The 14,515-nt window shown below is 72.3% G+C and carries 9 protein-coding genes and 2 pseudogenes; 5 read left to right on the plus strand and 6 right to left on the minus strand.

Annotation, left to right across the window (positions count from 1 at the left end):
• Positions 1-4: 4 nt before the first annotated feature.
• Together ADK64_RS47710 and ADK64_RS30625 are read left to right on the plus strand one after the other, a co-directional pair.
• Positions 5-846 (plus strand): annotated as a pseudogene (locus tag ADK64_RS47710) (hypothetical protein); the annotation flags it as partial.
• Positions 847-1,003: 157 nt separating this feature from the next.
• Entirely contained in the window at positions 1,004-2,749 is a 1,746-nt protein-coding gene (locus tag ADK64_RS30625) for a TIGR03767 family metallophosphoesterase (protein ID WP_053664222.1), read from the plus strand.
• 603 nt (positions 2,750-3,352) lie between these two features.
• Here ADK64_RS30625 and ADK64_RS30635 read toward each other — a convergent pair.
• From ADK64_RS30635 to ADK64_RS30650, 4 genes are all read right to left on the minus strand, one after another.
• The gene (locus ADK64_RS30635) at positions 3,353-4,273 is read right to left on the minus strand and encodes an undecaprenyl-diphosphate phosphatase (RefSeq protein WP_053664224.1); all 921 of its coding nucleotides are present in this window, start codon (positions 4,271-4,273) and stop codon (positions 3,353-3,355) included.
• Between the two features lie 176 nt (positions 4,274-4,449).
• Entirely contained in the window at positions 4,450-7,119 is a 2,670-nt protein-coding gene (gene mgtA / locus ADK64_RS30640; RefSeq protein ID WP_053664226.1) for a magnesium-translocating P-type ATPase, read from the minus strand.
• Positions 7,112-7,474: an ArsR/SmtB family transcription factor gene (locus ADK64_RS30645; RefSeq protein WP_053664228.1), complete on the minus strand. Its 363-nt coding sequence runs from the start codon at positions 7,472-7,474 to the stop codon at positions 7,112-7,114. The genes mgtA and ADK64_RS30645 overlap by 8 nt, the downstream gene beginning before the upstream one ends.
• 109 nt (positions 7,475-7,583) lie before the next feature.
• A complete protein-coding gene (locus tag ADK64_RS30650; protein ID WP_053664231.1) occupies positions 7,584-8,243 on the minus strand; it encodes a zinc ribbon domain-containing protein in 660 nt (219 codons plus the stop codon).
• A gap of 207 nt (positions 8,244-8,450) precedes the next feature.
• Here ADK64_RS30650 and ADK64_RS30655 point away from each other — a divergent pair, with 207 nt between their 5' ends.
• On the plus strand, positions 8,451-8,729 hold the full coding sequence (locus tag ADK64_RS30655) for a hypothetical protein (RefSeq protein WP_053664233.1): 279 nt from the start codon (positions 8,451-8,453) through the stop codon (positions 8,727-8,729).
• A gap of 67 nt (positions 8,730-8,796) precedes the next feature.
• Here the strand turns inward: ADK64_RS30655 and ADK64_RS30660 are convergent, their stop codons facing one another.
• Positions 8,797-9,411, minus strand: a complete 615-nt coding sequence (locus ADK64_RS30660; protein WP_159046370.1) for a hypothetical protein — start codon at positions 9,409-9,411, stop codon at positions 8,797-8,799.
• A gap of 238 nt (positions 9,412-9,649) precedes the next feature.
• On the opposite strand from ADK64_RS30660, the gene ADK64_RS30665 reads away from it, so the two are divergent.
• A complete protein-coding gene (locus ADK64_RS30665) occupies positions 9,650-11,521 on the plus strand; it encodes an alkyl/aryl-sulfatase (RefSeq protein ID WP_053664237.1) in 1,872 nt (623 codons plus the stop codon).
• On the opposite strand, the gene ADK64_RS30670 is transcribed toward ADK64_RS30665, so the two are convergent.
• Positions 11,511-12,719, minus strand: a complete 1,209-nt coding sequence (locus ADK64_RS30670) for a helix-turn-helix domain-containing protein (protein ID WP_053664240.1) — start codon at positions 12,717-12,719, stop codon at positions 11,511-11,513. The genes ADK64_RS30665 and ADK64_RS30670 overlap by 11 nt on opposite strands.
• A gap of 533 nt (positions 12,720-13,252) precedes the next feature.
• Here ADK64_RS30670 and ADK64_RS30675 point away from each other — a divergent pair.
• Positions 13,253-14,454: pseudogene (locus ADK64_RS30675) on the plus strand (cation:proton antiporter).
• Positions 14,455-14,515: the final 61 nt, after the last annotated feature.

Raw genomic sequence — 14,515 nt, forward strand, 5'->3', positions numbered from 1 at the left:
GCACGGCCTCGTCGGAACCGCCGACGACCGCACCGGCACGGTCAAGTCCCTTGCCCTGCCGGCCGGTGAGCAGATCGCGAACAGCATCTCCACCGCTCCGCAAGGCACGTTGGTCGCGACCACCTACGCGACCTATCTGCTGACCGCTTCCGCCGACGGCACCCCGCACGTGTGCTGGCGGCGGGCGTACGACCGTGGTCCGGGCCGCAAGCCGGGGCAGCTGAGCCGGGGTACGGGGTCGACCCCGACCTTCTTCGGCCCGCGCACCGGCACCGACTACGTCACCCTCGTCGACAACGCCTCCCCCACCGTGCACCTCCTCGTCTACCGCGCCGGTGACGGCCGACAGGTCTGCGAGGTCCCGGTGTTGCGAGCAGGTGGCAGCGGCAGCGAGAACTCGCCGATCGGCGCGGGGCGTTCGGTGTACGTGGCCAGTACCTACGGCTACCCGTACCCCGCCCTGCCGCCCGGCTCCGGGCCGAGTGTGCCGCCGTCGGCCGGCTTCACCGGAGGCATGAGCCGGGTCGACGTCCGCCCCGACGGCAAGGGGGGGGCGAGCTGAAGTGGGACAACACCCTCCGCTCGGCCGCCGTGCCACGGCTCTCCCTCGGCGACGACCGCATCCACACCGTGCTGCGTAACCCGGCGACACCGGGCTCCACGGCTCCTTCGCCCCGGGACCGGTTCGCCTACGTCCAGATCGACCCCGGCACCGGCAAGGTCAGCCGCACTCTCCCCCTGGGCGCGGGCGTACCCTACGACACCCTCCAGCAGGTCGGCACCCTCGCGCCCGGCGGCGTCCTCTACGAAGGCACCATCGCCGGCATCCTGCGCATCGCGCCACGCGGGTCCGCCAAATCCCTCGCCGCCCCTCGTTCCCCCTGTTTCCCCCAAGTTTCCATCCGTGCCCTGGACACTTGTCTACCCGTCAGTAAGGTTGCCCCGGCGGACGCGTCCGGCCCTCGGGCGTGACACTCGAATGCCGCCGTGGACAGGGGGATTCATGAGCGGGTTGAGCCGTCGTCGGTTCGTGTCGGGAGCCTCCGCGGCCGTTGCCGGCGCGGCGTTGTGGCCGGTCCTGACTCCGGGCCGCGCACTGGCGCAGGACAGGGCCCTGGCAGCGACGGCCGCGCGTGCGGTGCGCATCGACGGCACCACTTTGGAGCAGGTGGCGACGCCGGTCGGCGACGGTGCGTACAAGCGTCTGGCGGCCGGTCCCGGCTGGCCGCTGGTGGTGCGCGCCGAACTGGCCGGTGCCGCGTCCGGGCGGGACGACCGGCGGACCGGGCTCGCCTCCTTCGTCCAGTTCACCGACCTGCATCTGACGGACACCGAGTCGCCGGTGCGGTTCGAGTACCTGGCGCGGCTCATCGACAGCGCGCACCGGCCGCAGGAGGCGCTGACCGTGCGGGGCGCCTCGTCGCTCGTCGAACGGGTCAACGCGGTGCGCCAAGGTCCGTACACCGGGCTGCCGTTCAGTCTGGTCATGGCCACCGGTGACAACACCGACAACCACGAGCGGATCGAACTCGACTGGTACCTGTCGGTCATGAGCGGCGGCCGGATCACCCCCAACAGCGGTGACCTCGCGCGGTACGAGGGCGTGCAGAACTCCGGCAGCGCCGAGTACTGGAATCCCGAGTCGGCTCTCCAGGACAGCTACAAGGCCAAGGGCCTGCCGCGCATCCCCGGATTCCTGAGCGGTGCCGTCCGTCCCTTCGACGCGCCCGGCCTGAGCGTCCCGTGGTACACGACGGTGGGCAACCACGACGACAGCGTCGAGGGCAGTCTGCCCGACCTCGGTCTGCTGGGCGACCTCTACACGGGCTCACTCAAGGTGGAAGGCTGCGACGACGCCACCGCCGCCGCGCTGGCGGACGCCCTGCTGCACGACCCGGGCCAGGCCGTCGTCCTGCTCGGCAAGCTGCTGGCCGGCGGCGGTGCGATCCGTACGGTGACGCCCGACGAGCGCCGCCACCCCTTCACGCCCGTCGAATTCGCCCAGGCCCACCTGAACCCCGCGTACACGGGCCCCGGCCCCGTCGGCCACGGATTCACCAAGGACTCGGTGAGCAGCGGGCACCTCTACTACACCTTCGACCTCGCCGACGGCGTCCTCGGCATCAGCCTCGACACCACCAACCGCGCAGGCTTCGCCGACGGTTCACTCGGCACCGGGCAGCTGAACTGGCTGGAGTCGGTCCTCAAGACGCACAGCGGTCACTGGTACGACTCCGACGGCGGCGTGGTGCGCGGCGGATCCGACGGGCGCCTGATCGTCGTCTTCAGCCACCACACCAGCGGCACGATGGGCAATCTGCTGCCCGACCCGTACCACCCGTTCGAAGGCCGCCACAGCGGCGACGAACTCGTCGCTCTCCTCCAGCGCTTCCCGAACGTCGTGGCCTGGGTCAACGGGCACACCCACACCAACCAGATCATCCCGCACGGCCACACCGTCCCCGAGCGCGCCTTCTGGGAGATCAACACCGCCTCCCACGTGGACTACCCGCACCACGCCCGGATCATCGAGGTGGCCGACAACCAGGACGGCACCCTCTCGCTGTTCACCACACTCGTCGAGTCCGCCGCACCGTACCGGACCGACTTCACCGACACCTCCGACCCCGGACTGGCCGCCCTGTACCGCGAACTCGCCTACAACGACCCCTACGCCACCCCCGCCGCCCGCATCGGCACGGCCGCCGACCACAACACCGAACTGCTGCTGACCAAGCCCGCGACGTAGCAGCCGGCGAAGGCGACGCCGCACGCCCCGCCGCGGGCATCAGCGCCGCCGATGCCCGGTTCGTACGGCCGTGACCTCGGAGGTCTCCGCAGGCACCGGAAGCGGTTGGCGGCAGGGCGTGGACGTGTCGATCCTCGGCGCGCTCCGGCCGAGCGATCGAGCGACGGCCCCCGCCTCCGCACCGGTCGGCACGCAGACGGCAAGGAGGCGGAACGGAGCGGTCGGCCGCAGCTCGACGCACACGACGGGCCTGCCGGACCGTACGCTCACGAAATCCAGACCCGCCTCGTGGCCACGCGTACCGACGCACCGCACCCCGGGAATCCAGACACCGCGCCGCGGTACCCCTCGCAGGGCACGCCACCAGGCGGTTTCGACCGTCACGCGGCACACCGCCGTCAGCGGCACACGCACATCGCCCCGGCGTGCGGCTGCCTTTTCCCACCACGCCAGACGTACGGCCACATCGTCACCGTCGACGAAGATCCACGCCATCGCTCGGCTCCTCCGTTCCATCATCGCTCAGGAGGCGACGGGATGGACGTGGGTGCTGAGGCCCTCGAGGAGCCGGCCGTGGCACGGCGTGGACCGGCGCCGGACCGGTCACCCGATCGCGAAGTAGGCGAGGCTGCCGAGTCCGGCGACGGAGCAGTAGACGGCGAACGGGATGAGGGTCCGGTTCTCGAAGTACCGGACGAGGTAGCGCGTGGCGAAATACGCCGCCACGAAGGCGGCCACACTGCCCGCCAGCAGCGGACCGCGCAGGCCGTTGCCCTGTGCCCCGAGCAGCGGGGGCAGCTTGAGCAGGGCCGCACCGCCGATCACCGGTGTGGCCAGCAGGAACGCGAAGCGTGCGGAGTCCTCGTGATTGAGGCCACGGAAGATGCCCGCGCTGATCGTGGAGCCGGAACGGCTGATGCCGGGAAGGAGGGCGAGGATCTGGGCCGCGCCGATCACCATCGCCTGCCGCATGGACATCCCGGTGATCCGCTGGTCCGACAGTTCCTCCGGGGTCAGCTGCTCCTCCTGCGCCGTTGCGGCGGCTCCGGCACGCCGGCGTCCCGTTCCACCGCGCCGCAGCTGCTCGGTGACGAAGAGCACGATGCCGTTCAGGGCCAGGAAGATCGCTGTCGGTACGGGCCGGCCGAGAGTGGTGCGGAACACTTTGTCGAGTGCCACGCCGGCCACGGCGACCGGGACACAGGCCGTGACGATCAGCCACGCGAGCCGCTGGTCCACGGTCTGGATGCGCCGCTGTGTGATCGACGTCGCCAGCCCGCGGACAACCCGCACCCAGTCCCGCCAGAAGTAGGCGACGAGCGCCAGTGCGGTGGCCAGATGGAGACCGACCAGCTCGTTCAGGTACAGGGACCCGTCGGCGGAAACGTCCAGATCGTGCTTCCAGTGCCCGCCCAGGAGGGCGGGTATCAGGATGCTGTGCCCGAGGCTGGACACCGGGAACAGTTCGGTGACGCCTTGCAGCAGACCGACGCCCACTGCTTCGGGATAGGTCAGGACGGACATGGGCTGGCCTTTGACTCCGGGTGCGCGAGAGGACGGAGCCCAGGACAACGCTCTCGGCGGCTCCGCACGCAGAAGCTACTGGCCGAGTGCAAGAATCCGATCAGGTCGCGTGATGCGCCCGGTTCACCGATCGACGCCGTTCCGCCGCTGCGGCTCCAGCGGCAGGAATGCCCGGATTACAGCGGTTCTTCCGGGCCGATGAGGTTCCTCTCGTAGCGCCCCCGGGCCAGCACGAGCCCGGCGGCATACAGCGCCAGCACGAAGGTGAGAAGCAGGTAATACTCCAGCGGCAGCGCGGTCAGGCCGAGCAGCGGACCGAGCGGTGACGGCGGGAGGACCACGCCGATGACCGCCAGGGCGGCCGCGGTCCAGCCGACCGGGCCGGGCGTGCGGCCCTCGAACAGCCGACGGCCGGTGCGCAGGAGCAGCATCACCAGACTCTGGGTGATCAGGTTCTCGGTGAACCAGCCGGAGTGGAAGACCGCCTCGTCCTCCCCCGGCCCGGCGCCGTTCAGGGCGAGGGCCAGGACGACGAAGGTCGCCAGGTCGGCAGCGGCGTTGAGGACGCCGAACCCGGTGATGAAGCGCAGCAGGGCGCGCGGGTCGAGCGCGGTCGGGCGGCGCAGCAGAGACGGGTGGGGGCGGTCGTAGGCGAAGGCGAGCTGCACCGTGTCGAAGCACAGGTTCTGCACCAGCACCTGGGCCGGGAGCATCGGCAGGAAGGGAAGGAGCAGGCCCGCGGCGAGCATCGCGATGACGTTGCCGAGGTTCGACGACAGGGTGATGCGCAGATACGTGGCGATGTTGCCCCCGCTGTGGCGGCCCGCGGAGATGGCGTGGTCGATGGCGGTGAGGTCCTTGTCGGCGAGTACCACGTCGGCGCCCTCCCGAGCCACGTCGGCGGCGCCCTGCGGGGCGATTCCGACGTCGGCCGCCCACAGCGCGGACACGTCGTTGACCCCGTCCCCGAGGAAGCCCACCGTGTGGCCGCCGGTGCGCAGCGCGGCACTGATCCGTGCCTTGTGCTCCGGGGTGCAGCGGGCGAAGACCGTCGTACGACGGGCCAGCGCGGCCAGTTCGGCATCGGTCAGGCCGTCGATGCGGTCGGCGGTGAGGACGTCGTGCGGGCCGAGCGAGATGCCCAGGTCGCGGCAGGCGCGCGCCGCGGTGCCGGGGTGGTCACCGGTGAGGATCTTGATCGTGACACCGCGCTCGGCGAACGCGGTGAGGGCGGGCGCGGCGGTCGGCGCGAGGGCGTCGCGCAGCGTGACGAAGCCGCGGAAGGCCAGGCCACGTTCGTCGGCCGGGGTGTAGTCACGCAGGCGGGCCGGGCGTTCGGCCGTGGCGACGGCCAGTACCCGCAGTCCGTCCCGCGCGGCCCGGTCCGCGAGTTCCGTGAGCCGTTCCGTCGCGTCCGGCTCCAGGTCACAGCGTTCCAGGACGGCTTCCACGGCACCCTTGACGACGAGCGTGTGCGTGCCCAGCCGGCCAGGGGTGCGGACCACCGCCGTGGACAGGCGGCGCACGGGATCGAACGGGAGCGCCGCTACGCCGTCGTACGCCATGAGGTCGTCCTCGTCGGCCGCGTCCAGGAGCGCCTCGTCGAGGGCGTCGGGCTCGGGCAGTTCCGCGAGTTGCAGGGTCCACCAGGCGTTGACGGCGGCCCAGCGCACCGCTTCGGGATCGGTGCCGCCGTCTGCGTGCAGGCCCCGCTCGACGACGGGCCTGTCCTGGGTGAGGGTGCCCGTCTTGTCCAGGCACAGTACGTCGACGGCGCCCAGGTCGTGCAGTGCGGGGAGCCGTTTGACGATCACGCCGTGCGCGCGGGCCAGCAGCGCCGCCCCGCGGGCCAGGCACGTGGTGACGACGACGGGCAGCATCTCCGGTGTCAGCCCCACCGCCACCGCCACCGCGAACGGCAGGGTCTCCAGGCCGCGGTCACGCAGCGCGGCGTTGGCCATCAGCACCAGTGGCGGGGTGAGGAGCATGAACCGGATCAGGATCCACGAGATGCCGTAGACGGACCGGTCGAAGGCGCTCGCCTCCCGCCGTCCGACCGTGCGCTCGTGCGCGGCCGCGAACCGGGTGCGCCCGCCGGTCTCCACCACGACCGCGGTGCCGCTGCCGGTGGCGACGCTACTGCCCTGGAAGCACAGCTGCGGCTGCTCGAACCCCGCGGTATCGGCGGCCGCGGGAAGGTCCGCCGCGTGCTTGACGACGGGGGCCGACTCCCCGGTCAGCGCCGACTGGTGGACCGTGAGCCCCCGTGCGCGCAGCAGCCGCATGTCCGCCGGGACCAGGTCCCCCGCGCCGAGCTTGACGATGTCGCCGGGGACCAGCTCCTCCACCGGAATCTCCCGGGCCGCCGGTGCCGCGGCCTCCTCGGCGCGGCGCAGGACGGTGGACGTGGTGGCGACCAGCTCGCGCAGCCCGGCCATGGACCGGTCGGAGCGGTACTCGCCCGAAGCCCGCAGCACACAGCTGGCCGCGACCAGCGAGAGGATCACGCAGGCGGTGGACCAGGCGAAGACGGCGGCGGAGACCAGGGCCAGGCACAGCAGCACCGCGGTGAAGGGGTCGCGCAGGCTGCGCACGAGAAGCCTCGGCCAGGACGCGTCCTTCCGGGCCGGCAGCGTGTTCACCCCGAAGCGGGCCAGCCGGAGCGCGGCCTCCTCCTCCGTCAGCCCACGCGGCCCGGCGCCCAGGCGGCGCAGGACCTGCAGTGCGGTCACCGCGCCCGATGCACCGGCAGCCGGCTCGGGCTCGCCCGCCGCTCGCGCGCCCGGCACGGCCCCGGGAATCGGCGCCTCGGCGTCCTCTCCCCGGACCGGGACCGCCCTAGGCACCGGTCCCCTGCAGCCCGCGCGGCGGAGCGGGCGGTTCCGCGGCGCGCTGGGCCAGTTGCCCCACCATCACCCGGACGACCATGACGACATCGGGGTCGCCGACGTAGTAGATCTGTCGCCGTCCCTCGCGGCGGGAGCGGACGAGTCCCGCGAGCTTCAGCTTCGACAGATGCTGGCTGACCGCGGGCAGCGCCCCGCCGACCCGGTCCGCGAGACGACTCACGTCGCTCTCGCCCTGGGACAGCGCCCACATGATGTGCAGCCGCGGCGCCGCGGCCAACAGCCCGAAGGCGGCGGCCGCCTCGGCGAGCACCTCGGTGGACGGATCCTCGAAACCGTCGGCAACCTGCGCCACAGTTCTCTCCCGTCCGCCACATCACAGCCACCGCACGCGTGCCCACCCAGTGTAGGGGTGCCGACGACGTGACCTGTGCGCAGAGATCTGCGCTCAGGTGTGCCGTCCGCTACCTCCGTGCACCACACCCCGGGCAGAAGGCGGCGCCGTCCGGCACGACGGTGGAGCAGGAGGAACACCGGGTGGGCTGGGCCAGCCGGTGGCCGCAGCCGGAGCAGAACGCGGCGCCGTGGGTCTCGGTACCGCACTGCGGGCAGACCAACTGCCGTGCTGCCGTGGGGTCGTAGCCCTGCCCGGCCTGCCGGCCCGCCGCGTACGACCGCTGCGCGGCCATGTCGTTGAGGCCGCGCTGCTGGGCCGCCACCGCCTCGGCCGCGGTGTCCGGGGCGCAGTGCAGGCACAGGCCCTGGGCCGCGTTCCAGCAGCGGCCGCACACATAGTCGGTGCAGCGCGCGCAACGGTTGAAGTGCCCCTGCGCGTTGCTGATCGCCCGCTCGAAGGCGTGGTCGCGGGCCCGTCCCCAGCCGGCCCCCACCAGTCCGTCGGCCGCGGAGGTGAGACCACCGCCGGTCCGGCCCAGCACCCCCCAGGCCAGGTCGACACCCTTGCGGAGCCAGGTGGCCGCCCGCTCGCCGGTGTACGGCTCGAACGGGGAGCGCCAGGTGTCGTAGCAGCGCGCGCACGAGAACTCGAACTGGAAACCCGCGCCCGTGCCGTTGCGCTCGCACAGGTCTCGGTAGTTGTGGCTGAAGTAGATCTCGCCGGTCATGTGGTCCCCCCACAGGTCAGGCCGTCGGCACACACTGCCGTACGACGCTGGGGGAGACGTACTGGTTCTCGCCGTCGCATCCGACCCCGGACCCGAGACAGCCGCGGTGCAGAAGCCGGGCCACCGGCCGGACAGCGGCAGGCGGGTGCTGGGCACCCTCGCCATGTGCCTGTCGGTGCTGGTCCTGGTGGCGGCGGGCGTCGGATGATGTGCGAGGACCTGAACGGCGCCATCCACGGCGTCTCGCTCGACGACGGCTTGGGCGGTGTCGGCAAGCTGGTCGGCCGGACAGCCGTGAAGATCGAGACCGGCACCGGCCGGAACGGCGCGGCCCAGGCGGTCACCGGTGCCCTCGGCCTTCCCGCCTCGCGTCTCGAACTGGGCAGCGGCAGCGGCCTGACCCTGGTGATCGGCGACGGCTGGCCCAGCTGCAGCACCTCGCCGGTGCACTCCGCAGCCGGCGTCCAACCCGGCTCCGATGCCTGAACCGCCCCTCGCCACAAGGGTGTTCACACCCGCGGCACATGGACCGCCGGCCCACGCCCCGCCCGGCTCAACGAGGTCGGCGACCGCCGCGCCCCGTCACGGTCGCCTCCTCCAGGCGGCCCAGCAGGAAGGGGATGACGCCGCGCTCGAGCAGAGCCAGTTCCCACTCCTCGCGCGCCCTGGGCAGATCCTGGGCCGGGCCGTCCTGCGGATCCGCCGGATCGTCCGATCGGTTGCGCGCCGCCGCCACCAGCACGTGGACGAGGTCCCCGATCAGCACTCCGGCGGTCACCACCGCGGCGATCACTCCCGCGGTGATCAGTCCGTCAGCGACATGGAGGCGGCCCCCGAACGCCCGCAGGCCGTACCCAGACACGAGGAGGGCGGCCGCCGCGGCGGCCGCCACACCGGGTACGAGCACCGCCAGCAGGGGGAGCAGGCCGCCACCGCCTCGCGCCCCGGTCCGATGGAGGCCGACCTCGTCGTCCCGCCCACTCGTCGCTGCCGCCGCCCGGACTTCGAGGAACGCGCGATACTCCACGGCCGCGGCACCGGTGATCGCGGCGCGCGCCCGCAGCGCCCTGGTGCGCAGTTGTTCGCGGTCGAGAGCGGCGGAGCGGTCCAGCGCGTCCTTGACCTGCTGTGAGTTCAGGGCCTTGTCCAAGGCCCTTTCAAACGTCACGTTGATCTCTGCCTCTGAAGGTTCGGGCCCCTGCATGTCTCCCCCGCGAAAGGAAAGCGTCGCCGTCCGGAGAGCGGGAGTCTAACAGTTGCCTGATTGCGCAACTCATAAGTGCGGATCGACCGGCCGGGGTGTCGCCCCGCGTTCGCCTTCGCCACGGACGCCTGTGATGCGTCAGCGGGTCGTCTGTGACCTGTCATCAGGCGCGACAGGGGCGGGGATGTGAGGATCGTCGACCATGAGCGACAGCGATCTGGGCCTCGTCGGCGGCGGGCCGGACTGGGATGACGAGCGGGACTTCGCGGACGCCGGGCGGGGCTTCGTCGCCCGGCTGGAGCCCGGTGTGGTGCGGGATGCCGGGGGACGGGTGGTGTGGGACGCGGATGCCTACGGCTTCCTGGAGCAGGAGTGTCCGCCCTCCGCGCATCCCTCGCTGTGGCGGCAGAGCGGACTCGTGGCGCGGCAGGGGCTGTACGAGGTGGTGCCGGGCATCTACCAGGTGCGGGGCCTGGACCTGTCGAACATCACGTTCGTGGAGGGCGAGCGCGGTGTCGTCGTCGTCGATCCGCTGATCAGCGCGGAGGTGGCCGCCGCCGCGCTGGAGTTGTACCGCGAGCACCGCGGTGTCCGGCCCGTGACCGCCGTGATCTACACCCACTCGCACGTCGACCATTTCGGCGGCGTGCGGGGCGTGGTCGATCCGGAGGAGGTGGCGGCCGGGCGGGTGCCGGTCATCGCGCCGGCCGGCTTCCTGGAGCACGCGGCGAGCGAGAACGTCTTCACCGGCACCGCCATGGCCCGCCGCTCCGGCTACATGTACGGGGCGGCGCTGCCGAAGGGGCCGGCCGGGCAGATCGGGTGCGGCCTCGGGCAGACGACGTCGACGGGCACCGTCGGCCTGATCGCGCCGACGCTCGACATCACCGCGACCGGGCAGGAGGAGACCGTCGACGGGGTCCGGATGGTCTTCCAGCTCACCCCGGGCACCGAGGCTCCGGCGGAGATGAACTTCCACTTCCCCGACCTGCGGGTGCTGTGCGTCGCCGAGAACGCCTGTCACACCTTGCACAACGTGCTGACCCTGCGCGGCGCGCTGGTGCGGGACCCGAGCGCCTGGGCGCGCTATCTGACGGAGACGGTCCGGCTGTTCGCCGACGCCACCGACGTCGTCTTCGCCTCCCATCACTGGCCCACCTGGGGGCGGGAGCGGGCCGTACGCTTCCTGGAGGAGCAGCGCGACGCCTACGCCTATCTGCACGACCAGTCCGTCCGGCTGATCAACGCCGGGCACACGGGCGCGGAGATCGCCGAGGAGCTGCGGTTCCCGCCCGCGCTGGAGCGGGCCTGGCACGTGCGCGGCTACTACGGCTCGCTCAGCCACAACGCCAAGGCGGTCTACCAGCGGTACATGGGCTGGTTCGACGGCAACCCGGCCCATCTGTGGCAGCACGAGCCCGTCGAGGCGGCCCGCCGGTACGTGGAGTTCATGGGCGGCGCTGACACGGTGGTCGCCAAGGCGAGGAAGTCGTACGAGGACGGGGACCTGAGGTGGGTGGCGGAGGTGCTGGCGCACGTGCTGTTCGCCGAGCCCGGGCACGCCGGGGCCCGGGGCCTGCAGGCCGACACCTTCGAACGGCTCGGGCAGGGATCCGAGTGCGGCCCCTGGCGGAACTTCTATCTCGTGGGTGCCGCCGAACTGCGCGAAGGGATCCTCGGCACTCCGACGCGCTCCGCGCCGGACATCCTGGCCGCGCTCACCGCCCGGCAGGTCTTCCAGTCCATGGCCGTACGGCTGAACGGTCCGCGCGCCGCCGAGGCCGGACGGCTGCTGCTGCGCTGGGAGTTCACCGACACCGGCGAGGCCTGGTCGCTGCTGCTGTCCAACGGCGCGCTCACCCCCATGCCCGGGGACGCCCCGCGCGGTGAACGGCCCGCCGTCACCCTGCGGCTGGCCCGCACCACCCTGAACGCGGTGCTGGGCGGTCGTACGACGTTCGCGGCCGAGATCGCGGGCGGGGGTGCGGTCCTCGACGGTGATGTCCAGGCCCTGCTGACGTTCGGGGCGCTGCTGGACGCGCCCGACCCGGACTTCGCGATCGTCACCCCCTGATCTCGTCCGGCCGCGTCTCCCGCAGCAACAGCGCCGCGAGTGCCAGGGCCACGTCCCGGGGGTCGGCGAGATCCAGGCCGGTGAGTTCCTGAACGCGGGTCAGGCGGTTGTCGACGGAGTTCGGGTGGAGGCTGAGCAGGCGGGCGGTGGCCCGGCGGTCCTGGCGCTGGGCCAGGTGGGTGCGCAGGGTCTGGACGAGTTCGGGCCGTCCGTCCAGCGGTGCGAGACGAGCGGCGATCCTGGCGCTGCCCTCGCTCGGGCGGGACAGGTGGTACTCCAGCAGCACCTCCTCCAGGTGGTGGACGGCGGGTTCGTGGCCGCATGCGGCGGCGATCCCGACCACTTCCCGGGCCAGCCGGGCCGCGTCCGGGGCGTCCGTGGCGCCGGCCGCGACGGCGGCGGCCAGCCGCAGGTCCGGGTCGGCGGCCGTCTCGCACAGCGACTCCCGGGCCCGCTCCGGCAGACGGGTGGCACCGGGTACGACGGCGTGGCCTCCGTGCGCGTCGAGCAGCGCCAGGGTCTCCGTCGCGAAGGCGCGGTCCAGTGCGGCCTGGACCCGGCGCAGCAGGCGCCGGGTCGCCACCGGTGAGGAGCCGGCGCCCCGGGCCGCCGAGCCGCCGAAGCGCACGAACACCACCAGCGCGGGCCCGTCCAAGGGCGTCCGGCCCTCCAGCACGGACCGGGCGCGGGAGCGGCGCCGCTCCTGCCGTTCGGCGACGAGGGCGGCCTGTTCGTCGAGGTAGCTCTCGGTGACGGCGCCCACGATCAGGTCCTCGGCCGTGAACAGCGCCTCGGCCAGTTCGGCCAGTGGGGCCAGTTCGTCGGGGGCGGCGGCTTCCCGAAGGGCCCGCCACAGCTCCCGTACCCCCAGACCGTAGGTGTGCAGCAGCAGGTGCAGCGGCATGCCTTCCTCGGCGCGCTGTGCGGCGCGTTCGCGGAAGTACTCCAGCGCGTCGGGACCCGCGCCTTCCGCGGTGCCGCGCAGGAACAGGCGCATGGCGTGCCGGGCGGTCGCGGCGATCTCCACGTCCTTCACGTCGGAGGGCAGTTCGGAGTAGCCGCGCAGTTGCTCGAAGACCCCGCGGGCCATGCGCCGGGCCAGTGCGTTGACGCGCGGCTCGCAGCGGGCGGCGAGGGCCGCCGCTGCCGGGGACAGCCCGGTGGACTGCCCGTCGTACGAGCGCTCCGCGTACTCCATGGACCACCTCACCGCTGACTGTGATCCGTCACAGTACTGGCCGACCACGTCTGTGATCCCGACGGGTGACCTTCCTGCCGCGCTGCCCGCAGGATCGGCGCCACGCCGGTGATGCGACCAGGCGAAGAAACGTACGGGCGACCGTGCGACGGACCCTGCGGAGGATCCTCATGTCCCCTATGACGCGGCACAGCACGGGCTGGCGGACGACGTGGGCATTGCGGCTGCGTCCCGAGCGCGACGCACAACTCCTCGCGGTGGCGGGAGGTGCCGGTCCGCGACCGTTGCGGGCGCGGCGCCGGTGAAAGCCGGGCGCCCCGACCAGCTTACGACGTGGTCTTGTCCAACTGACCGCCGCAGGACGCGAGTTCGGGAACGATCTTGGCGCCCGGGGGCAGTCCGATGACACCGTCCCACGCGGCGCATGCGGTCGCGGCCCGCGGTACTCGACCACGAGCGCGACCTCCGGCTCGACCAGGTTCCACTCCCCCCTCAGGTTGTCCGGTTTGCCCGAGAATATTTAGATATGAAGCATGTCGCATCCCGGGACGCTGATCCTCATCATGGCCATCGCGGTGCTCGCCCCGCTGCTCAGCTACGCGCTGAACCGCCGGCTTCCCGTCCCGGTGGCCGTGTTCGAGATCGTGCTCGGCATCGTCGTCGGGCCGGACGCTTTGGGCTGGGCGCACCACGACCAGACCATCGACACGCTGTCCGACCTCGGCCTGACCATGCTGATCTTCCTGGCCGGGTACGAGATCGAGTTCGGGGAGGTGCGCGGCGAGATCCTGCATCGTGCCGCGGGTGCCTGGCTCGTCTCGCTCGCGGCGGGCCTCGGCCTCGCCTTCGCCCTCAACGGCGGTGACGTCCAGCGGAGCTTCGTCGTCGGCACCGCGCTGACCAGTACCGCCCTCGGCGCGGTCCTGCCGATCCTGCGGGACGGCGGTCTGCTCGGCGGCCGGTTCGGCACGGTGGTGCTGGCGGGGCCCTCGGCGAGTTCGGCCCGATCATCGCGATCTCCCTGCTGCTCAGCGGCCGTAACCCGGGCAGGTCCACCGTCCTGCTCGTCGCCTTCGCGGCACTGACCGCGCTCGCCGTGCACTGGGCGCTGCACCCGCGTCGCCCCTGGTTCTCGCGGGTCGTCACGACGACGCTCCACTCCAGCGCCCAGTTCGCGGTCCGATTCGTCATGCTGCTGCTCGCCGCCATGCTCGGCCTGGCCGCCGTCTTCGGACTGGACACCCTGCTGGGCGCCTTCGCGGTCGGCCTGCTCACCCGGCTGGTCCTGCAGGGTGCCGTTCCCGACAGCAGCGCGGCGATCGTCGCCAAGGTCGAGGCCATGGGTTTCGGCTTCCTCGTGCCGCTCTTCTTCGTGGTGACCGGCATCGACTTCGACCTGAGCGCCCTGCTGCACGGCGGCCGGCCGCTGCTCCTGCTGCCGGTCTTCCTCGTGCTCTTCCTCCTCGTCCGCGGGGTCCCCGCCGCGCTTCTAGCGCCCCGCGACCTGAACCGCCGCGACCGCACGGGCCTGCTGCTGTGCTCCGCCACCTGCCTGCCGCTGGTCGTGGCCATCACGACGATCGGCGTCGACGACAGGACCATCAGCTCCGGGGAGGCGGCCGCCCTGGTCGGGGCGGCCATGATCTCCGTCCTGGTCTTCCCGCTGACCGCCTTGAGGCTGCGCAGCCCGGCCGCGCGCCCCTCGGTGGAGACGGAGGACGCGGAAGCGTGGTGAGCACGCGTCCGGTCGCGGCGGCGTCGGCGCCCGGCAGGGGTCCGGGCGCCGACACCCCTCG

The organism is Streptomyces sp. MMG1121 (genome assembly GCF_001280015.1).
Lineage (GTDB): Bacteria > Actinomycetota > Actinomycetes > Streptomycetales > Streptomycetaceae > Streptomyces.

Coding starts and splice junctions, on each gene's coding strand:
- ADK64_RS30655 (WP_053664233.1), top strand. CDS start 8,451: ATGTGCGAGGACCTGAACGGCGCCATCCACGGCGTCTCGCTCGACGAC.
- ADK64_RS30650 (WP_053664231.1), bottom strand. CDS start 8,243: ATGACCGGCGAGATCTACTTCAGCCACAACTACCGAGACCTGTGCGAG.
- ADK64_RS30625 (WP_053664222.1), top strand. CDS start 1,004: ATGAGCGGGTTGAGCCGTCGTCGGTTCGTGTCGGGAGCCTCCGCGGCC.
- ADK64_RS30635 (WP_053664224.1), bottom strand. CDS start 4,273: ATGTCCGTCCTGACCTATCCCGAAGCAGTGGGCGTCGGTCTGCTGCAA.
- ADK64_RS30670 (WP_053664240.1), bottom strand. CDS start 12,719: ATGGAGTACGCGGAGCGCTCGTACGACGGGCAGTCCACCGGGCTGTCC.
- ADK64_RS30665 (WP_053664237.1), top strand. CDS start 9,650: ATGAGCGACAGCGATCTGGGCCTCGTCGGCGGCGGGCCGGACTGGGAT.